The 20,826-nt window shown below is 70.0% G+C and carries 16 protein-coding genes and 1 pseudogene; 16 read left to right on the top strand and 1 reads right to left on the bottom strand.

Features of this window, described 5'->3' with window-relative positions; translation table 11 throughout:
* The 3 genes and pseudogenes from manB to manA all read left to right on the top strand — a co-directional run.
* Nucleotides 1-609: pseudogene (gene manB, locus A5714_RS13415) on the top strand (phosphomannomutase/phosphoglucomutase); the annotation flags it as partial.
* A gap of 24 nt (nucleotides 610-633) precedes the next feature.
* Nucleotides 634-1,740, top strand: a complete 1,107-nt coding sequence (locus tag A5714_RS13410) for a TobH protein (RefSeq protein WP_068285807.1) — start codon at nucleotides 634-636, stop codon at nucleotides 1,738-1,740.
* 9 nt (nucleotides 1,741-1,749) lie between these two features.
* Nucleotides 1,750-2,976, top strand: a complete 1,227-nt coding sequence (gene manA, locus A5714_RS13405) for a mannose-6-phosphate isomerase, class I (RefSeq protein WP_068072806.1) — start codon at nucleotides 1,750-1,752, stop codon at nucleotides 2,974-2,976.
* On the opposite strand, the gene A5714_RS13400 is transcribed toward manA, so the two are convergent.
* Nucleotides 2,977-4,410, bottom strand: a complete 1,434-nt coding sequence (locus A5714_RS13400; protein WP_068072808.1) for an NAD(P)/FAD-dependent oxidoreductase — start codon at nucleotides 4,408-4,410, stop codon at nucleotides 2,977-2,979.
* Between the two features lie 57 nt (nucleotides 4,411-4,467).
* Here A5714_RS13400 and A5714_RS13395 point away from each other — a divergent pair, with 57 nt between their 5' ends.
* The 13 genes from A5714_RS13395 to secA all read left to right on the top strand — a co-directional run.
* The gene (locus A5714_RS13395) at nucleotides 4,468-5,982 is read left to right on the top strand and encodes an APC family permease (protein ID WP_068285808.1); all 1,515 of its coding nucleotides are present in this window, start codon (nucleotides 4,468-4,470) and stop codon (nucleotides 5,980-5,982) included.
* 98 nt (nucleotides 5,983-6,080) lie between these two features.
* Complete coding sequence (locus A5714_RS13390) at nucleotides 6,081-7,313, top strand: alkane 1-monooxygenase (protein WP_068285805.1); 1,233 nt, start codon at nucleotides 6,081-6,083, stop codon at nucleotides 7,311-7,313.
* A 31-nt stretch (nucleotides 7,314-7,344) separates the two neighbouring features.
* Nucleotides 7,345-7,527 carry a rubredoxin gene (locus A5714_RS13385; RefSeq protein WP_068072812.1) on the top strand — a complete coding sequence of 61 codons (183 nt, stop codon included), beginning with the start codon at nucleotides 7,345-7,347 and terminating at the stop codon, nucleotides 7,525-7,527.
* 59 nt (nucleotides 7,528-7,586) lie between these two features.
* Nucleotides 7,587-8,183: a TetR family transcriptional regulator gene (locus A5714_RS13380; protein ID WP_082959725.1), complete on the top strand. Its 597-nt coding sequence runs from the start codon at nucleotides 7,587-7,589 to the stop codon at nucleotides 8,181-8,183.
* A gap of 108 nt (nucleotides 8,184-8,291) precedes the next feature.
* Nucleotides 8,292-9,764, top strand: a complete 1,473-nt coding sequence (gene ahcY, locus A5714_RS13375) for an adenosylhomocysteinase (RefSeq protein WP_068072816.1) — start codon at nucleotides 8,292-8,294, stop codon at nucleotides 9,762-9,764.
* Between the two features lie 95 nt (nucleotides 9,765-9,859).
* A complete protein-coding gene (locus tag A5714_RS13370) occupies nucleotides 9,860-10,561 on the top strand; it encodes a dTMP kinase (protein ID WP_068285803.1) in 702 nt (233 codons plus the stop codon).
* A gap of 89 nt (nucleotides 10,562-10,650) precedes the next feature.
* Nucleotides 10,651-11,337 carry a two-component system response regulator MtrA gene (gene mtrA / locus A5714_RS13365; RefSeq protein ID WP_067925378.1) on the top strand — a complete coding sequence of 229 codons (687 nt, stop codon included), beginning with the start codon at nucleotides 10,651-10,653 and terminating at the stop codon, nucleotides 11,335-11,337.
* Between the two features lie 52 nt (nucleotides 11,338-11,389).
* A complete protein-coding gene (mtrB, locus tag A5714_RS13360) occupies nucleotides 11,390-13,060 on the top strand; it encodes an MtrAB system histidine kinase MtrB (protein ID WP_082959724.1) in 1,671 nt (556 codons plus the stop codon).
* Nucleotides 13,060-14,814 (top strand): MtrAB system accessory lipoprotein LpqB, encoded by a 1,755-nt coding sequence (gene lpqB, locus A5714_RS13355; RefSeq protein ID WP_156671233.1) that lies wholly within the window; start codon nucleotides 13,060-13,062, stop codon nucleotides 14,812-14,814. Before mtrB ends, lpqB begins: the two co-directional genes overlap by 1 nt.
* A gap of 299 nt (nucleotides 14,815-15,113) precedes the next feature.
* Nucleotides 15,114-16,418: an oxalate/formate MFS antiporter gene (gene oxlT, locus A5714_RS13350; protein WP_197513685.1), complete on the top strand. Its 1,305-nt coding sequence runs from the start codon at nucleotides 15,114-15,116 to the stop codon at nucleotides 16,416-16,418.
* Between the two features lie 48 nt (nucleotides 16,419-16,466).
* The gene (locus A5714_RS13345; protein ID WP_068285797.1) at nucleotides 16,467-17,099 is read left to right on the top strand and encodes a ComF family protein; all 633 of its coding nucleotides are present in this window, start codon (nucleotides 16,467-16,469) and stop codon (nucleotides 17,097-17,099) included.
* Nucleotides 17,100-17,423: 324 nt separating this feature from the next.
* Entirely contained in the window at nucleotides 17,424-18,143 is a 720-nt protein-coding gene (gene hpf, locus A5714_RS13340) for a ribosome hibernation-promoting factor, HPF/YfiA family (RefSeq protein ID WP_068285795.1), read from the top strand.
* A 76-nt stretch (nucleotides 18,144-18,219) separates the two neighbouring features.
* Nucleotides 18,220-20,826, top strand: a 2,607-nt coding sequence (gene secA, locus A5714_RS13335) for a preprotein translocase subunit SecA (RefSeq protein WP_068285793.1), incomplete at its 3' end; no start/stop codon positions are given.

The following is a 20,826-nucleotide window of genomic DNA, read 5'->3' as shown; positions in this document are numbered from 1 at the left end:
GTGACCGCCCTGGTCGCCGCCCGTGAGCTGCACCGCGAGATCGGCGCCACGATCATCCACAACGTGATCACGTCGCGCGCGGTGCCCGAGCTGGTCGCCGAGCGCGGCGGCACCCCGCTGCGCTCGCGGGTGGGCCACTCCTACATCAAAGCGATGATGGCCGACACCGGCGCCATCTTCGGCGGTGAACACTCGGCGCACTACTACTTCCGCGACTTCTGGGGTGCCGACTCCGGCATGCTGGCCGCGCTGTACGTGCTGGCCGCCCTCGGCGAGCAGGACCGGCCCCTGTCGGAGCTGACCGCGGACTACCAGCGCTACGAGTCGTCCGGCGAGATCAACTTCACGGTGCGCGACGCCGCCGAGTGCGTCGAGGCGGTGCTGAAGTGCTTCGGCACCCGCATCCACTCCCTCGACCACGTGGACGGCGTGACCGTGGACCTGGGCGACGGCAGCTGGTTCAACCTGCGCAGTTCGAACACCGAGCCGTTGCTGCGACTCAACGTGGAGGGGCGCACCACCGAGGCCGTCGACGAGGTGGTCGCCGCGGTCAGCGCCGAGATCGCCGGCGTGGCCGCGCGCACGGCCCGCGCGGAGGCAACCTCATGAGGCCCCCATCGTGAAGGCCGCCCGGTGAACGCCACGCACGCCGTCGATCTCGAGGACACCGAGGGCCTGCTCGGCGCCGACCGCGACGGGCTGCTGCGCGCCGCGGCGTCGGCTGGTGCGCAGGTGCGCGCGGTGCTCGCGGCGGTCGACGAGGGCGCGCTGGACCCGGTGCGCGCCGACGACCGGCCGCGCAGCGTGATCTGGCTGGCCAACCGCGGCACCGCCGAGACGGCCGGTGCCATCCTCGCCGCCACGCTCGGCGGGTCCGCCTCCCAGCCGTTCGTGCTGACCGGCGCGACGCCGCCGTGGCTGGGCCCGCTCGATCTGCTGATCGTGGCCGGGGACGACCCCGGTGACCCGGCGCTGGTCGCCGCCGCCACGGCCGGCGTGCGCCGCGGTGCCCGGGTCGTCGTGGTGGCCCCGTACGAGGGCCCGCTGCGCGACTCGACCGCAGGCCGGGCGGCCGTGCTGGCGCCGCGGCTGTGGCTGCCCGACGAGTTCGGGCTGTGCCGTTACCTGGCCGCCGGCCTGGCCGTCGTGCGCGCGGTGGATCCCCGGCCCAGCATCGGCCTGGACGGCCTGGCCGACGAGCTGGACGCCGAGGCGCTGCGCAACAGCGCCGGGCGCGAGCTGTTCACCAACCCGGCCAAGACGCTCGCGGCGCGAATGGTCGATCGCCGGGTGGTGCTCTCCGGCGACGACGCCGCCACCGTCGCCCTGGCCCGCCACGCCAGCTCGGTGCTGCTGCGCATCGCGCAGCAGGTGAGCGCGGCCACCCCGGTGGCCGACGCGGTGAGCGCGCTGCGCGGGGCGTTCGCGGACGCGTCGGCGTCGGTCGACGCCCTGTTCCACGACGACGAGATCGACGGCCCGCTGCCACAGCGGCTGCGGGTGCTGGCGCTGACCCTGGCCGCGGAGCGGACGGTCGCGGCCGCCCAGTACGCCGGGTTCGACGAGATCTACCTGATCACCGCCGAGGACGTGCCCGAAGCGCCCGGGGGCGTGGGCGGCTCGGACGGTCTGGTCGGGGCGGTGGCTCCGGGACGCGCGACGCCCCCGGAACAGCAGCTGGCAATATTGGCCGTTCGATTGGAGATGGCCGCGGTTTACCTGCGGCTGGCGCGGGGATAGACGACAACAGTGGAACTACTTCGCGGGGCCTTGCGCACCTACGCCTGGGGGTCGCGTACCGCCATCGCCGAGTTCACCGGCCGCCCGGTGCCGGCGGCGCACGCGGAGGCGGAGCTGTGGTTCGGCGCCCACCCGGGCGACCCCGCCTGGCTGGAATCCGACGACGGCGAGATGACGCTGCTCGATGCGCTGGTCGCCGATCCGGAAGGCCAGCTCGGCTCGGCGCCGCGCGCCCGGTTCGGGGACGTGCTCCCGTTCATGGTCAAGGTGCTTGCCGCCGACGAGCCGCTGTCCCTGCAGGCCCATCCGAGCGCCCAGCAGGCCGCCGAGGGGTACCTGCGGGAGGAACGCCTCGGCATCCCGCTGAACTCGCCGGTGCGCAATTACCGCGATACCTCGCACAAACCGGAACTGCTGGTGGCGCTGCAGCCGTTCGAGGCGCTGGCCGGCTTCCGCCCGGCCAAGCGGACCGTCGAGCTGCTGCGCGCCTTGGCCGTCTCCGATCTGGACCCGTTCATCGCCCTGCTCAACGACCAGTCCGACGCCGACGGGCTGCGGGCGCTGTTCACCACCTGGATCACCGCGCCGCAGCCCGACATCGACGTGCTGGTGCCCGCGGTGCTCGACGGCGCGATCGCCTACCTGAGCTCGGGGGCGACGGAGTTCGCCGCGGAGGCCCGGACCGTGCTCGAGCTGGGGGAGCTCTATCCCGGGGACGCCGGGGTGCTGGCCGCGTTGCTGCTCAACCGCGTCAGCCTGGCGCCCGGCGAGGCGATCTTCCTGTCGGCCGGCAACCTGCACACCTACCTGCGCGGCTTCGCGGTGGAGGTGATGGCCAACTCCGACAACGTCCTGCGCGGCGGGCTGACCCCCAAACACGTCGACGTGCCCGAGCTGCTGCGGGTGCTCGACTTCGCGCCCAGCACCGAGGACCAGCTGCGGCCGCGGGTGCACACCGAGGGCTTCGGGCTGATCTACGAGACGCCGGCCGACGAGTTCGCCGTCGCGCTGCTGACGCTGGACGGCGAGTACCTCGGCCACGAGGTGGACGCCACCTGCCACCACGAGGGCCCGCAGATCCTGCTGTGCATCGAGGGCTGCACCACCGTGCACGGCAAGTCCGGCTCGGTCACGCTCCAGCGTGGGATGGCCGCCTGGGTGGCGGCCGACGACGCCCCCATCCGGCTGGTCGCGCACGAGCCGACGAAGCTGTTCAGGGCGACCGTCGGCCTCTGATCAGCCGCGTTGCTCCGCCGCGCCCGCGGTCGCCATGGGCCGACGCCGCTGTTTGACGGCCTGGCGGCGCTCACCCAACCACAGCCGCATGTTGTGCGCGATCGTGCGCCCGACCACCCGCGGCGGCGGGACCATGTACAGGCTGTCCAGCAGCGAGAACCGGCGCAGGAACCACTCGGCGAGGACGGGGTCGGTCTCGGCGGCCCCCAGGAACTGGTCGAACAGCGCGCCGGAGGGTCGCCACCACCAGGGGATACGGCCCTTCCTGCCGGCGTGGTGGAAGGTGACGTCGCCGATGGCGTTCATGGTCCACACCGGGAACGTCGACTTCGCGGTGGCCCGGTGCAGCGTCGCGGCCAGCTCTTCATCGGGGCCGTGCAGCGCGCGGCGCAGGTGCCCGGCCTGCAGCGACGTCATCGTCATGCCCTGCCCGAACGTCGGGTTGAAGCTGGCGACCGCGTCACCGAGCGGGATGATGCCCGCCGGGAACCGGTCCAGCTTGTCGTAGCGGCGCCAGCGGCTGGCGGGGAATGCGTGAAACGCCGGCTCGCCCAGCGGCTCGGCGTGCGCCAACGCGGCGCTGAAGTGCGCCGGCAGCATCTCGTCGGCCAGCGCCACCATCTCGGGGAAGGTGCGCGGCGGCTTGGCGTTGGCCACCCCGAAGGTGGTGAGCACCCAGGTGCCGTCCTCGTAACACAGCATGCCCAGCCCCAGCGACTGGTCGTGCGAGGCGCCGGCCACCACCACCTTCTCGGCGATCAGGTTGTCCGGGATCCGGAACCGGTGCGTCGCGTAGTGGATGCCGATGTCCAGCACGTCCTCGTAGGGACGCTCGTAGCCCCACTGCTCCAGCCACACCGGCAGCCGGGTGCCGCGGCCGGCGGCGTCGACGACGAGGTCGGCGGGAACGAACTCGGGCTCGCCGCCGTCGGGCGCGAGCGGGTCCAGCTGCACGCCGGTGACGCGCTGACGCGCCCGGTCGAAACGGGGCTCGCTGACCGAGCGCCGCTCGATCGTGACGTTGTCGATGGCGCGGACCCGCGTGCGCAGCTGCCACTCCAGGTGCGGGCGGCTCGGCACGTAGGCGGTGAATTCGTCGCGCAGCGTGTGCCCGGTGCCCAGCACGTGCCCGGCGGCGCCGAGATGGATGCAGTCCGGCCGGTTCTCCAGCATCGGGACACCGTCGGCGACCATGCCCTCGAGCAGGCCGGGGAACAGGCTGTCGAACTCCATCGCGCCACGCGCCATCAACATGTGCAGGTGCCGGTCCTGGGGGACCGCCGCGCGGCTGCCGGGTTCGGTCGGCAGCTCGTCACGCTCGTAGATGGTCACCCGGGAAAACGCGTCGGAAAGTACGCGCGCGGCGCACAAACCGGCGATGCTGCCCCCAATGACAACCGCGTGACCCCTGCTGTCTGCTTTGCTGTCCAGCATTGGTGGAGAGTACCCAGTACTGTGCGGTCCAACGAGAATGCGTGGAAGGACGGGCCGATGGCCAATCGATGGCGCATGAAGTCTGTTGAACAGTCGATCGCCGACACTGACGAGCCGGCCACCAAGCTGCGCAAGGAACTCACCTGGCGGGATCTGGTGGTGTTCGGGGTCGCGGTGGTCATCGGGGCCGGCATCTTCACGGTGACCGCGTCGACCACCGGTGACATCACCGGGCCGGCGATCTGGATCTCGTTTTTGATCGCGGCGATCACCTGCGGGCTGGCGGCGCTGTGTTACGCCGAGTTCGCCTCCACGGTGCCGGTGGCCGGCAGCGCCTACACCTTCTCCTACGCCACCTTCGGGGAGTTTCTCGCCTGGATCATCGGGTGGAACCTGGTGCTGGAGTTGGCGATCGGCGCGGCGGTGGTGTCCAAGGGCTGGTCGAGCTACCTGGGCACGGTGTTCGGCTTCGCCGGCGGCACCACCCAGCTCGGGTCGGTGCAGTTCGACTGGGGGGCGCTGCTGATCGTCGCCGGCGTGGCGACGCTGATCGCGCTGGGCACCAAGTTGTCGTCGCGGTTCTCGGCGGTGATCACCGGGATCAAGGTGGCGGTGGTGCTGCTGGTTGTCATCGTCGGCGCCTTCTACATCAAGAGCTCGAACTATTCGCCCTTCATCCCGCAGCCCGAGGCCGGGCACGAGGCGTCCGGCATCAACCAGTCGGTGCTGTCGCTGCTGACCGGGGCGCACAGCAGCCACTACGGCTGGTACGGCGTGCTGGCGGGGGCGTCGATCGTGTTCTTCGCGTTCGTCGGGTTCGACATCGTCGCCACCATGGCCGAGGAGACCCGCAATCCGCAGCGCGACGTCCCGCGCGGCATCCTGGCCTCGCTGGCGATCGTCACGGTCCTCTACGTCATGGTCTCGGTGGTGTTGTCGGGCATGGTGTCCTACACCCAGCTCAAGACCATGCCGGGCCACAAGCCGGCGAACCTGGCCACGGCGTTCACGGCCAACGGCATCCACTGGGCCAGCAAGATCATCGCGATCGGGGCGCTGGCAGGGCTGACCACGGTGGTGATGGTGTTGATGCTCGGACAGTGCCGGGTGCTGTTCGCGATGGCCCGCGACGGGCTGCTGCCCCGCCCGCTGGCCAAGACGGGCCCCCGCGGGACGCCGGTGCGCATCACCGTGCTGGTGGCGATCGTGGTGGCCGCGACGGCCTCGGTGTTTCCCATCGCCAAGCTCGAGGAGATGGTCAACGTCGGGACGCTGTTCGCCTTCGTGCTGGTTTCGGCCGGGGTGATCGCCCTGCGCCGGTCGCGGCCGGACCTGGACCGCGGGTTCCGGGCGCCGTGGGTGCCGGTCCTGCCGGTCGCCGCGATCCTTGGATGCATCTGGCTGATGATCAACCTGACCGCGCTCACCTGGGTCCGGTTCGCGGTGTGGCTGGTGGTGGGCGTCGCGATCTACGCCGGTTACGGCTACCGGCACTCCGTGCAGGGCCGCCGGGACGCGGGGGACCCGGAACCGGACGCCCCCCGGGCCGGGTCGCCTTCCACGGTGCCCTAACTCGCTTTACAAAACGGCGTCCTTTGTCTAGACAGAGGACGCCTAGGGCAGTATTGTCAACTTCCTAGCGTGCTGTGACTCACAAGGAGGTTTGGCATATGACCGCTGTCGACCCGCAGTTCGACACCCACCCCGAGGCCCCCGCCTGGCGGGACAAGAAGCGCCGGCTCTGGCTGATGGGCCTGATCGCGCCGACGGCGCTGTTCGTGATGCTGCCCCTGGTCTGGGCCCTCAACCGGCTCGGCTGGCACGCCGCCGCGCAGGTGCCGATGTGGATCGGCCCGATCCTGGTCTACCTGGTGCTGCCGATCCTGGACCTGCGGTTCGGCGCCGACGGGCAGAACCCGCCCGACGAGGTGATGGAGCAACTCGAAAACGACAGGTACTACCGGTACTGCACCTACGTCTACATCCCGTTCCAGTACCTGAGCGTCGCCCTGGGCGCCTACCTGTTCACCGCCTCGAACCTGCACTGGCTGGGCTTCGACGGCGGGCTGGGCTGGGCGGGCAAGCTGGGCCTGGCCCTGTCGGTCGGCGTGCTGGGCGGCGTCGGCATCAACACCGCCCACGAGATGGGGCACAAGAAGGACTCGCTGGAGCGCTGGCTGTCCAAGATCACCCTGGCGCAGACCTGCTACGGCCACTTCTACATCGAGCACAACCGCGGCCACCACGTCCGCGTCGCCACCCCGGAAGACCCGGCGTCCGCCCGCTTCGGGGAGACGTTCTGGGAGTTCCTGCCGCGCAGCGTCGTCGGCAGCCTGCGCTCGGCGCTGCGGCTAGAGGCCCAGCGCATCCGCCGGCAGGGCGCCAGCCCGTGGCACCCCAAGACCTACCTGGCCAACGACGTGCTGAACGCCTGGCTGATGTCCGTCGTGCTGTGGGGCGCGCTGATCGCGGTGTTCGGCCCGGGCCTGATCCCGTTCGTCGTCATCCAGGCCGTGTTCGGCTTCAGCCTGCTGGAGGCGGTCAACTACCTGGAGCACTACGGGTTGTTGCGGCAGCGCACCGCGAACGGCCGCTACGAACGGTGCACCCCGGTGCACAGCTGGAATTCCGACCACGTGGTCACCAACCTGTTCCTGTACCACCTGCAGCGGCACAGCGACCACCACGCCAACCCGACCCGGCGCTACCAGACGCTGCGCAGCATGGACGGTGCTCCCAACCTGCCCAGCGGCTACGCCTCGATGATCTCGCTGACCTACCTGCCGCCCCTGTGGCGCAAGGTGATGGACCACCGGGTCCTCGAGCACTACGACGGCGACATCACCCGCGTGAACATCCAGCCGCGGCTGCGCGAGCGGGTGCTGGCGCGCTACGGCGCGTGAGCGGCACCGGCGAGAGCGAAGGAGTGAACCGATGAGCGACTACAAACTGTTCGTCTGCGTGCAGTGCGGATTCGAGTACGACGAGGCCAAGGGCTGGCCGGAGGACGGCATCGCCCCCGGCACCCGCTGGGACGATATCCCCGACGACTGGAGCTGCCCGGACTGCGGCGCCGCCAAGTCCGACTTCGAGATGGTCGAGATCGCGCGCCCGTGACCCACGTGGCGGCGGCGCGCAGCCGGCGCGAAAGCACTACTCTCGCGGCTGTGAAGCGGATGCCCTACGCCGAGGCGTCGCGAGCCCTGCTGCGCGACTCGGTACTGGACGCGATGCGGGAGCTGCTGCTCAGCCGGGACTGGTCCGCGATCACGCTGTCGGATGTGGCCCGCGCCGCGGGCATCAGCCGGCAGACCATCTACAACGAGTTCGGCTCGCGGCAGGGCCTGGCGCAGGGTTACGCCCTGCGCCTGGCCGACCGGCTCGTCGAGGCCGTGCAGGCGGCGCTGCAGGCCAACGTCGGCAAGCTCTACGAGGCGTTCCTGCAGGGCTTCCGCGACCTGTTCTCTGAATTGTCGGCGGACCCGCTGGTGGTCTCGTTGCTGACCGGCGTGGCCAAGCCGGACCTGCTGCAGATCATCACCACCGACAGCGCGCCCATCATCACCCGGGCCTCGGAACGGCTGACGGCGGTGCTCACCCACAGCTGGGTGGCCGCCAGCGACGAGGACGCGGGCGTGCTGGCCCGCGCGATCGTGCGGCTGGCGCTGAGCTACGTGTCGATGCCACCCGAGGCCAGCCACGACGTCGCGGCCGACCTGGCCCGGCTGATGACGCCGTTCGCCGAGCGGCACGGCGTCATCAACGTTCCGTGAGCTTCCCTGCGCCTGGGCGCCCGCGGACCCGCGACTACAGTGGCACAAGAACATACCTAAGCTAATTACCGGTTGGATCCGGCGAGCCTGAAAAGGGATGACATACGTATGACGACGACCGAAAACGCCCTCACCGCCGACGTGCGGAACGGCATCGACTTCAAGGTGGCCGACCTGTCGCTGGCCGACTACGGCCGCCGGGACATCGAGCTGTCGGAGCAGGAGATGCCCGGCCTGATGTCGCTGCGCCGCGAGTACCACGACGTGCAGCCGCTCAAGGGCGCGCGCATCTCGGGCTCGCTGCACATGACCGTGCAGACCGCGGTCCTGATCGAGACCCTCGTCGCGCTGGGCGCGCAGGTCCGCTGGGCGTCCTGCAACATCTTCTCCACCCAGGACCACGCCGCCGCCGCGGTGGTCGTCGGCCCGCACGGCACGCCCGAAGAGCCCAAGGGGGTCCCGGTGTTCGCCTGGAAGGGTGAGACCCTCGAGGAGTACTGGTGGGCCGCCGAGCAGATCCTCACCTGGCCCGACGAGCCGGCCAACATGATCCTGGACGACGGCGGCGACGCCACCATGCTGGTGCTGCGCGGCGCGCAGTACGAGAAGGCCGGCGTGGTGCCGCCCGACGACGAGGACGACTCGGCCGAGCACCGGGTGTTCCTCAACCTGCTGCGCAAGCGCTTCGAGACCGACAAGGAGAAGTGGACCAAGATCTCCGCGTCGATCAAGGGCGTCTCCGAGGAGACCACCACCGGCGTGCTGCGCCTGTACCAGTTCGCCGCGGCCGGTGACCTGGCCTTCCCGGCGATCAACGTCAACGACTCGGTGACCAAGAGCAAGTTCGACAACAAGTACGGCTGCCGGCACTCGCTGATCGACGGCATCAACCGCGGCACCGATGTGCTGATCGGCGGCAAGAAGGTGCTGATCTGCGGCTACGGCGACGTCGGCAAGGGCTCCGCGGAGTCGGTGGCCGGCCAGGGTGCGCGGGTCACCGTCACCGAGATCGACCCGATCAACGCCCTGCAGGCGCTGATGGAGGGCTTCGACGTCAAGCGGGTGGAGGACGTCATCGGCGAGGCCGACATCGTCGTCACCACCACCGGTAACAAGGACATCATCACCCTCGAGCACATGCGGGCGATGAAGGACAAGGCGATCCTGGGCAACATCGGCCACTTCGACAACGAGATCCAGGTCGCGCGGCTGGAGAAGTCGGGCGCGACCAAGGTCAACATCCGCCCGCAGGTCGACCTGTGGACGTTCCCGGACACCGGCAAGTCGATCATCCTGCTGTCCGAGGGCCGGCTGCTGAACCTGGGCAACGCGACGGGTCACCCGTCGTTCGTGATGAGCAACAGCTTCTCCAACCAGGTCATCGCGCAGATCGAGCTGTGGACCAAGAACGACGAGTACGACAACGAGGTCTACCGGCTGCCCAAGCACCTGGACGAGAAGGTGGCCCGCATCCACGTCGAGGCGCTCGGCGGCGAGCTGACCAAGCTCACCAAGGAGCAGGCGGAGTACATCGGCGTCGACGTCGACGGCCCCTACAAGCCCGACCACTACCGCTACTGATTCACGCGTCTCGCCGCCGAACGTGAAGTTAGCTTCACGTTCGGCGGCGAGCGTGAAGGCAGCTTCACGTTCGAAGGACCGCTAGGCTTCCCGCCGTGCTCATCGCGATCGAAGGCGTGGACGGCTCGGGCAAGCGGACGCTGACCGAGGGCCTGCGCCGGGCCTTGGAACAGGCCGGGCGCTCGGTGGCCACGCTGGCGTTCCCGCGCTACGGGCAATCGGTGCCCGCCGATGTGGCGGCCGAGGCGCTGCGCGGGGAGCACGGCGACCTCGCGTCGTCGGTCTACGCCATGGCGCTGCTGTTCGCGCTCGACCGCGCCGCCGCCGTCGGCGACCTCGAGCGGCTGCGCCGCCTGCACGACGTCGTCATCCTCGACCGCTACGTCGCGTCCAACGCCGCCTACAGCGCCGCCCGCCTGCACGAGGACGCGGGCGGGGCCGCGGCGGCCTGGGTGCTGGCGCTCGAATACCAGCGGCTGCGGCTGCCGGCCCCCGACTGGCAGGTGCTGCTGGCGGTGCCGACCGAGCTGGCCGACCGGCGCGCCCGCAGCCGCGCGGCGACCGAACCGGGCCGCGAGCGCGACAGCTACGAGCGCGACGACGGGCTGCAGCGGCGCACCGGGGCGGTGTACGCACAGCTGGCCGCGGCGGGTTGGGGCGGGCCCTGGCGGGTCGTCGACGCCGACGTCGACCCCGCCCGGCTGGCCGCGGAGTTGGCGGCCGCGTCGGCCGCTTCGTCGGCCACTCAGTCGGCCACTCAGTCCGCCATTCCGTCAGCACCGAATGGCCCCGATTAGCAGTTTTCCGTCGATTTGTCCGATTTTTACGGCGATCGGCCGAGAAACGCCCGTGTGGCGCGCCAGTTTTGTCCCGGTTCGGTGACACCATGGACGCCATGAGGCAAAGGATTCTCGTCGTCGACGACGACGCTTCGCTGGCCGAGATGCTCACCATCGTGCTTCGTGGGGAGGGTTTCGACACCGCGGTCATCGGTGACGGCACCCAAGCCCTGACCGCGGTGCGCGAGCTGCGCCCCGATCTGGTGCTGTTGGACCTGATGCTGCCGGGCATGAACGGCATCGACGTGTGCCGGGTGCTGCGCGCCGACTCCGGCGTGCCGATCGTGATGCTCACCGCCAAGACCGACACCGTGGACGTGGTGCTGGGCCTGGAGTCGGGCGCGGACGACTACATCATGAAGCCGTTCAAGCCCAAGGAGCTGGTCGCCCGCGTGCGCGCCCGGCTGCGCCGCAACGACGACGAGCCGGCCGAGATGCTGTCCATCGCCGACGTCGAGATCGATGTGCCGGCCCACAAGGTCACGCGCAACGGCGAGCAGATCTCCCTGACCCCGCTCGAGTTCGACCTTCTGGTCGCGTTGGCGCGTAAACCGCGGCAGGTGTTTACTCGTGATGTGCTGCTCGAACAGGTGTGGGGGTACCGGCACCCGGCGGACACCCGCCTGGTCAACGTGCACGTCCAGCGTCTGCGGGCCAAGGTCGAGAAGGACCCCGAAAACCCGACCGTGGTGTTGACCGTTCGAGGAGTGGGATACAAGGCCGGACCCCCGTGATCCGCCCCGCAGGTACTGAGCGGGCGCCACTCGTTGGTGGAGGACGGCGTCGTTGATCTGGGGCTCGCGACAACGCACTCGTAGTCGCTGGGGCCGATCGGGACCCTTGTCGCGGGGCATGGGTGCGTTGAGCCGGGCTGTCAGCCTCGCGTGGCGCCGATCGCTGCAGCTGCGCGTCGTGGCGCTCACCCTGGGGCTGTCCCTGGCCGTCATCCTCGCGCTCGGCTTCGTGCTGACCAGCCAGGTCACCAACAGGGTGCTCGACGTCAAGGTGAAGGCCGCCATCGAGCAGATCGAGCGGGCCCGCACCACCGTCGCGGGCATCGTCAACGGCGAAGAGGCGCGCTCGCTCGACAGCAGCCTGCAGCTCGCCCGCAACACGCTGACCTCCAAGACCGAGCCCTCGTCGGGCGCCGGGCTGGCCGGGGCGTTCGACGCGGTCCTGATGGTGCCCGGCGACGGCCCCCGCGCGGCGACGACCGCCGGCCCCGTCGACCAGGTGCCGAACTCGCTGCGCGGCTTCGTCAAGGCGGGCCAGGCGTCCTACCAGTACGCGACCGTGCACACCGACGGGTTCTCCGGGCCGGCGCTCATCGTCGGGAGCCCGGCGTCGTCGCAGGTGGCCAACCTGGAGCTGTACCTGATCTTCCCGCTGAAGAACGAGCAGGCCACCATCCAGCTGGTGCGCGGCACCATGATCACCGGCGGCGCCGTGCTGCTGGTGCTGCTGGCCGGCATCGCGCTGCTGGTCTCGCGGCAGGTGGTGGTGCCGGTGCGGTCCGCGTCGCGGATCGCCGAACGGTTCGCCGAGGGGCACCTGTCCGAGCGGATGCCGGTGCGCGGTGAGGACGACATGGCCCGCCTGGCGGTGTCGTTCAACGACATGGCCGAGAGCCTGTCGCGCCAGATCACCCAGCTCGAGGAGTTCGGCAACCTGCAGCGCCGGTTTACCTCCGACGTCAGCCACGAGCTGCGCACCCCGCTGACGACGGTGCGCATGGCCGCCGACCTGATCTACGACCACAGCGAGGACCTGGACCCGACGCTGCGGCGCTCCACCGAGCTGATGGTCAACGAGCTGGACCGCTTCGAGTCGCTGCTCAACGACCTGCTGGAGATCTCCCGGCACGACGCGGGCGTGGCCGAGCTGTCGGTCGAGGCGGTGGACCTGCGCACCACCGTGCAGGGCGCGCTGGACAACGTCGGGCACCTGGCCGAGGACGCCGGCATCGCGCTGCTCGTGGACCTGCCGCGCGAGGAGGTCATCGCCGAGGTCGACACCCGCCGCGTCGAGCGCATCCTGCGCAACCTGATCGCCAACGCGATCGACCACGCCGAGCACAAGCCCGTGCAGATCCGGATGGGCGCCGACGAGGACACCGTCGCCGTCACCGTCCGCGACTACGGGGTCGGCCTGCGGCCCGGCGAGGAGAAGCTGGTGTTCAGCCGGTTCTGGCGGGCGGACCCGTCGCGGGTGCGCCGCTCCGGTGGCACCGGGCTGGGCCTGGCCATCAGCATCGAAGACGCGCGGCTCCACCAGGGCCGGCTCGAGGCGTGGGGTGAACCGGGCGACGGCTCGTGCTTCCGGCTCACCCTGCCGCTGGTGCGGGGCCACAAGGTGACGACCAGCCCGCTGCCCATGAAGCCCGTCCCGCAGCCGGCCGGGGCCGAACGCAAGGACCGCCCGCTGCGCCAGCGTGAGCACGCCGAGAGGGGCGCGTGATGCGCCGCCTGCTGGGCCTGCTGCTGATCGCGGCGCTGCTCGCCGGCTGCGCGGGGGTGCCCAGCTCGTCGGCGCCGCAAGCCATCGGCACCGTCGACCGGCCGGCGCCGTCGAACCTGCCCAAGCCGACGCCGGGCATGGATCCCGACGTGCTGCTGCGCGAATTCCTCAAGGCGACGGCCGATCCGGCGAACCGGCATCTGGCGGCCCGGCAGTTCCTCACGCAGTCGGCGTCCAACGCCTGGGACGACGCCGGTAGCGCCCTGCTGATCGACCACGTGGTGTTCGTCGAAACCCGTGCCGCCGAACGGGTTTCGGCGACCATGCGGGCCGACATCCTGGGCTCGCTGTCCGACATGGGCGTGTTCGAAACCGCCGAGGGCGTGCTGCCCGACCCGGGGCCCATCGAGCTGGTGAAGACCTCGGGTGGCTGGCGCATCGACCGGCTGCCCAACGGCGTCTTCCTGGACTGGCAGCAGTTCCAGTCGACCTACAAGCGCAACACCCTGTACTTCGCCGACCCGACCGGCAAGACCGTGGCGCCCGATCCCCGCTACGTCGCGGTGCCCGACCACGACGCGCTGGCCACCGAGCTGATCTCCAAGCTCATCGCCGGGCCGCGACCCGAGATGGCTCACACCGTGCGCAACCTGCTCGCCCCGCCGCTGCGGCTGCGCGGGCCGGTGACCCGCGCCGACGGCGGCAAGAACGGGATCGGGCGCGGCTACGGCGGCGCCCGCGTCGAACTCGAGAAGCTGTCCACCACCGATCCGCACAGCAGGCAATTGCTGGCCGCGCAGATCATCTGGACGCTGGCGCGCGCCGACATCCGCGGGCCCTACGTCATCAACGCCGACGGCGCGCCGCTGGACGACCGGTTCCGCGACGGGTGGACCACCTCCGACGTCGCCGCCACCGACCCCGGCGTGGCCGACGGGGCCGGCGTCCCGCTGCACGCGCTGGTGAACGGATCGCTGGTCTCCCTGGACGGGCAGCGCTTCACCATGGTGCCTGGCGCCTTCGGCCGGATGGGCGACCAGACCGGGGCCGCCCTGTCGCGCAACGGCCGCCAGCTCGCTTCGGTGGTGACCCTGCACCGCGGCGCCCCCGACTCGGCGGCGTCGCTGTGGATCGGCGACGTCGGCGCCGAGGCGGTGCAATCGGCCGACGGGCACAGCCTCTCGCGGCCCACCTGGTCGCTCGACGACGTGGTGTGGGTGGTGGTGGACGGCAACAACGTGCTGCGCGCCATCCAGGAGCCGGCGTCGGGGCAACCGGCCCGCATCCCGGTGGATTCGGTGGCCGTCGCGACGCGCTTCCCCGGCCCGATCACCGATCTGCAGCTGTCCCGCGACAGCACCCGCGCGGCGATGGTGATCGGCGGCCAGGTGATCTTGGCCAGCGTGGAGCAGACCCAGGCCGGGCAGTTCGCCCTGACCTATCCGCGGCGGCTCGGCTTCGGGCTCGGCAATTCGGTGGTGTCGCTGTCGTGGCGCACCGGCGACGACATCGTCGTCACCCGCACCGACCCCGCGCACCCGGTGTCGTACGTGAACATCGACGGGGTGAACTCCGACGCGCCGGCCCACGGTTTGCAGATGCCCGTGACGACGGTGGTCGCCAACCCGTCGACCGCGTATGTGGCGGCGCCGCAGGGGATTCTGCAGTATTCGCCGTCGGCAGACGGCCAGCAGGGCTGGTCGGATGTGCCCGGCCTGATGTTGCCCGGGGCGGCGCCGGTCCTGCCGGGATAGGGGCCGCGTCGTCGACACGACCGCTTGGGGTGTCGCGTGGGATGCGTTGTGCACCACCTGGGAGCCGACGCAATCTGGTGTGAGTCGAAGTTGATATCCGCGCTACCGGCGGTAATCTTCGCGTAATTCACCAAACTTACTGTCGGGGAAGCACTTTGGTGCCGCACCAGGTGTTCGTTCACCGACGATGTCTTGCCTTCGGCAGGCCTTGGCTCTCACCGCGGTGCGGGTAACGCCACCGATGTAGCCCACTGCCGCAGCGTAATTCGTCCTCAGCGCGCTTTGAGACGGAGATGACTTTGACGACTCGCACGGACGTACTGACCGAAACGGGCGCACCGCGCCCGCGGGCCTGGTCGCAGTCCCGTTGGGTGCAGCTCGGCCTGGGCCTGGTCTGCATGATGACGATCTCCAGCCCGCAGTACGTGTGGACGCTGATGACCAAACCGCTCGCCGACAAGCTCGGCGTCGCCCTGCCCGCCTTGCAGGTGACCTTCTCCCTGCTCGTGGTCCTGCAGGCCTTCTTCTCGCCGTTCCAGGGCGCGCTCATCGACCGCTTCGGGCCGCGCCGGTTGATCTCGATCGGCACGCTGCTGGCGGGGGCGAGCTGGGTGCTGGCTGCCCAGGCGCACAACCTGCCGGCGCTCTACCTCACCTATGGCGGTATCGGCGGCCTCGGCACGGGCATCGTCTACGTCGGCGTCGTCGGGCTGATGGTCCGCTGGTTCCCCGATCGGCGCGGCTTCGCCGTCGGCGTGGTCGCGGCCGGCTACGGCATGGGTGCCATCCTGACCACCTTCCCGATTGCGTCGTCGCTCGCCGCGCGCGGCGTGCAGTCGACCCTGTGGCTGTTCGGCATCGTGTTCGCCGTCGTCGGATTCGGTGCCGCACAAGGGTTGCACGCGCCCGCCGAGGAACTCCGGGTGACGACCGCCCCGACGCCCGTCACGGCGCGCGACTACCGGCCGTCGGAGATGCTTCGGCGGCCGCTGTTCTGGTTGCTGTTCGTCATGATGACGATGATGGCCACCTCGGGCCTGATGGTGACCTCGCAGATGGCGACGTTCGCGACGGATTTCGGTGCCGCCAAGGTCGCCGTGTTCGGGCTCGCGGCCCTGCCGCTCGCCTTGACGATCGACCGCTTCACCAACGGCCTGACGCGACCGCTGTTCGGCTGGGTCTCCGACCGATTGGGCCGGGAGAACACCATGGGCCTCGCCTTCGCGCTGGAGGGCGTCGCCATGACCCTGTGGTTGCTCACCCGCTCGGACGCCACGCTGTTCGTGCTGCTCTCGGGGCTGGTCTTCTTCGGCTGGGGCGAGATCTTCTCGCTGTTCCCGTCGACCCTGACCGACACCTTCGGCACGCGGCACGCGACGGCCAACTACGGCTGGCTCTACATCTCGTTCGGAGTCGGTTCGATCCTGGGCGGCCCGCTCGCCGCGTTGCTGCACCAACGGGCGGGCAGCTGGGTCCCCGTGTTCGGGTGCGCGATCGCGTTCGACCTGGCGACGGCGGCGCTGGCGGTGGTGGTCCTCAAGCCGGCGCGGGCGCGGTTCGTCGACGGCCGCGCACAGTGCGCGCCGGCGGTCGCCGCGGCGTAGGCGCGCGACTCGTCGGGGCGTGTCAGCCCCGGCGGTCACACTGGCGGCATGTTGGACCTGTTCCTGCCGCTGGAGTGCGGTGGCTGCGGCGCGCCGTCGGTGCGCTGGTGTGTCGCGTGCGGGCGCGAGCTGGCCGTGGCCGCCGACGAGCCGCACGTGGTGCGGCCGCGCGTCGACCCGGGCGTGCCGGTGTTCGCGCTCGGTCGCTACGCCAACGCCCGGCGCCAGGCGATCCTGGCGCTCAAGGAGCACGGCCGCGGCGACCTCGTCGCCCCGCTGGCGCGGTCGCTGGCCCTCGGCGTGCACCGGCTGGTGTCGTGGGGGATGGTGGAAACGCCGCTGACCCTGGTGCCCGCGCCGACCCGACGCGCCGCGGCCCGCCGACGCGGGGGCGACCCGGTCACCCGGCTGGCCCGCGCGGCGGTCGCCGGCCACCCGCGGATCGCGGTCGCCGCGGCGCTGCGGACCCGGGCGCTCACCCGCGACTCGGTGGGCCTGGGCACCGCGGCCCGCGAACGCAACGTCACCGGCCGGGTGGTGCTGCACGGGCGGCCGCCGGGCACCGAGGTGCTGATCGTCGACGACATCGTCACCACCGGCGCGACCGCCCGCGAGTCGGTGCGGGTGCTGCGCGCCGCGGGCGCCCGGGTCGCCGCGGTGCTGGCCATCGCCGCCGCCTGACCACCGAACCCGTGCGGCCGCCAAGAGCATGTGAAGAACTCGCAACAGCTCGAAGAAATTAGTGGCATGGGCAGGCGAACAAGAGCTAACGTCGAGATCAACGACAACGACTCATCGGTCTGCCTCACTGGTCGCGGTTCTGCCCAGGTTGAGACCCCAGGTGCGGGAAGGGGTGAGTGTTCGACACCTTGCACCGGCGGGCAACCTGCGGCGGTCACGCTTCTTCGATTCGCTCTCACCCTCGTCGGCGCATCAGCCAGCCGGGCACGCACGGCGCGTGCGACGCGTAAGAGAAACGAGTTGTCCCGTATGTCAAGGCCTTCCGTGAATTCCGGTCAGATTCTGGACCAACCGTTGCCCCCCACCAACGGGCATGCCCAACCGAGCGCCACCGCCGAAGTTGTGTTCAAGGGGCGCAACGTCGAAATTCCCGACCACTACCGCGTCTACGTCTCGCAGAAACTGGCCCGCCTCGAGCGCTTCGACCGCTCCATCTACCTCTTCGATGTCGAGCTCAAACACGCGCCGAACCGGCGCCAGCGAAAATCCTGTCAGCGCGTGGAGATCACCGCCCGCGGGCGCGGGCCGGTGAGCCGGGCCGAAGCCTGCGCGGACAGCTTCTACGCCGCGTTCGAATCCGCGGTCGACAAACTCGAGAACCGGCTACGCCGCTCCAAGGACCGCCGCAAGGTGCACTACGGCGACAAGACCCCGGTCTCGCTGGCCGCGGCCACCGCGGTGCTGCCGCCCGAAGCGGCCAACGGCGCGACCGGGCCGGTCGGCCCCGACCGCGGTCACGACCACCGGCACGACCACGACGACGCCCATGACGGAGCCCGTGACGGCGCGGGGGCCGACCACGAGCCCGGGCGCATCGTGCGGACCAAGGAGCACCCGGCCAGGCCGATGACGGTCGACGACGCGCTCTACGAGATGGAGCTCGTCGGGCACGACTTCTTCCTCTTCCACGACAAGCACACCGAGCGGCCCTGCGTGGTCTATCGGCGGCACGCCTACGATTACGGGCTGATCAGGCTCTCCTGACGGGCTGTCGTCGCCGGGTCGTCACCTACCATGGGAGTCGCCTGAACGAAGACTCCTACCAACAGGGGACATTGCTGTGCTGTCGAAGTTGTTGCGCCTCGGCGAAGGTCGCATGCTCAAGCGTCTCAACCGGGTGGCTGACTACGTCAACACCTTGTCCGACGAGATCGAAAAGCTCACCGACGCCGAGCTGCGCGCCAAGACCGACGAGTTCAAGAAGCGGCACGCCGACGGCGAAAGCCTCGACGACCTGCTGCCCGAGGCGTTCGCCGTAGCCCGCGAGGCCGCGTGGCGGGTGCTCGACCAGCGGCACTTCGACGTGCAGGTGATGGGCGGTGCCGCCCTGCACTTCGGCAACGTCGCCGAGATGAAGACCGGTGAGGGCAAGACTCTGACCTCGGTGCTGCCGGCCTATCTCAACGCCATCGGCGGTAAGGGTGTGCACGTCGTCACCGTCAACGACTACCTGGCCAAACGTGACAGCGAGTGGATGGGCCGTGTGCACCGCTTCCTGGGCCTCGAGGTCGGCGTCATCCTCGCGCAGATGACGCCCGACGAGCGTCGGGTGGCCTACAACGCCGACATCACCTACGGCACCAACAACGAGTTCGGCTTCGACTACCTGCGCGACAACATGGCGCATTCGCTCGACGACCTGGTGCAGCGCGGCCACAATTTCGCCATCGTCGACGAGGTCGACTCGATCCTGATCGACGAGGCCCGGACGCCGCTGATCATCTCCGGCCCCGCCGACGGCGCCTCCAACTGGTATTTGGAGTTCGCGCGGCTGGCGCCGCTGATGGAGAAGGACGTCCACTACGAGGTGGACCTGCGCAAACGCACCGTCGGGGTGCACGAGCTGGGCGTCGAGTTCGTCGAGGACCAGCTCGGCATCGACAACCTCTACGAGGCCGCCAACTCGCCGCTGGTCAGCTACCTCAACAACGCGCTGAAGGCCAAGGAGCTGTTCAACCGCGACAAGGACTACATCGTGCGCGACGGCGAGGTCCTCATCGTCGACGAGTTCACCGGCCGCGTGCTCTACGGCCGGCGCTACAACGAGGGCATGCACCAGGCCATCGAGGCCAAGGAGCACGTGGAGATCAAGGCCGAGAACCAGACGCTGGCCACCATCACCCTGCAGAACTACTTCCGGCTCTACGACAAGCTCTCCGGCATGACCGGTACCGCCCAGACCGAGGCGGCCGAGCTGCACGAGATCTACAAGCTGGGCGTCGTCCCGATCCCGACGAACAAGCCGATGGTCCGCCAAGACCAGTCGGACCTGATCTACAAGACCGAGGAAGCCAAGTACATCGCGGTGGTCGACGACGTCGTCGAGCGCTACCAGAAGGGTCAGCCGGTGCTGATCGGTACCACCAGCGTCGAGCGCTCGGAGTACCTGTCGCGGCAGTTCACCAAGCGGCGGGTGCCGCACAACGTGCTCAACGCGAAGTACCACGAGCAAGAGGCGCAGATCGTCGCCGTCGCCGGCCGCCGGGGCGGCATCACGGTGGCCACCAACATGGCCGGCCGCGGCACCGACATCGTGCTGGGCGGCAACGCCGACTTCCTCACCGACCTGCGGCTGCGCGAGCGCGGCCTGGACCCGGTCGAAACCGCCGAGGAGTACGAGGCGGCCTGGCACGAGGAGCTGCCCAAGGTCAAGGAGGAGGTCAGCGCCGAGGCCGCCGAGGTGATCGAGGCCGGCGGCCTGTACGTGCTGGGCACCGAGCGGCACGAGTCGCGGCGCATCGACAACCAGCTGCGCGGCCGGTCCGGCCGCCAGGGCGACCCGGGGGAGTCGCGGTTCTACCTGTCGCTGGGCGACGAGTTGATGCGCCGGTTCAACGGCGCCGCGCTCGAGGCGATGCTCAACCGGCTGAACCTGCCCGACGACGTGCCCATCGAGGCCAAGATGGTCACCCGGGCCATCAAGAGCGCCCAGACCCAGGTCGAGCAGCAGAACTTCGAGGTCCGCAAGAACGTCCTGAAGTACGACGAGGTGATGAACCAGCAGCGCAAGGTCATCTACGCCGAGCGGCGCCGCATCCTGGAGGGCGAGAACCTCAAGGAGCAGGCCCTGGAGATGGTCCGCGACGTGGTGACCGCCTACGTCACGGGCGCGACGAACGACGGCTACGCCGAGGACTGGGATCTCGAGGCGCTGTGGACGGCGCTGAAGACGCTGTACCCGGTGGGCATCGACCACGAGACGCTGATCCGCGTGGACGGGGACTCCGAGCGCGACGACCTGACGCGCGAGGAGCTGCTCGAAGAGCTGCTCAAGGACGCCGAAAACGCCTACGCCGCAAGGGAAGCCCAGCTCGAGGAGATCGCGGGGGAGGGCGCGATGCGCCAGCTCGAACGCAACGTGCTGCTCAACGTCATCGACCGCAAGTGGCGCGAGCACCTCTACGAGATGGATTACCTCAAGGAGGGCATCGGCCTGCGCGCGATGGCGCAGCGCGACCCGCTGGTGGAGTACCAGCGCGAGGGTTACGACATGTTCATGGCCATGCTCGACGGCATGAAGGAGGAGTCCGTCGGGTTCCTGTTCAACGTGACCGTCGAGGCGGTGCCCAGCCCGCAGGTGGCGCCGGTCGAGACGCCCGAAGGCCTCAAGGAGCTCGGCGCCTCCACCGAGAGCGCCGCCGCGCCGGCCCCCCGCGAGGAGCCGCCG

This window comes from Mycobacterium sp. E2462, from assembly GCF_001672685.1.
Classification (GTDB): domain Bacteria; phylum Actinomycetota; class Actinomycetes; order Mycobacteriales; family Mycobacteriaceae; genus Mycobacterium.
The sequence above is the reverse complement of the archived record's forward strand: the minus strand, read 5'-3'. Positions and strand labels throughout refer to the sequence as shown.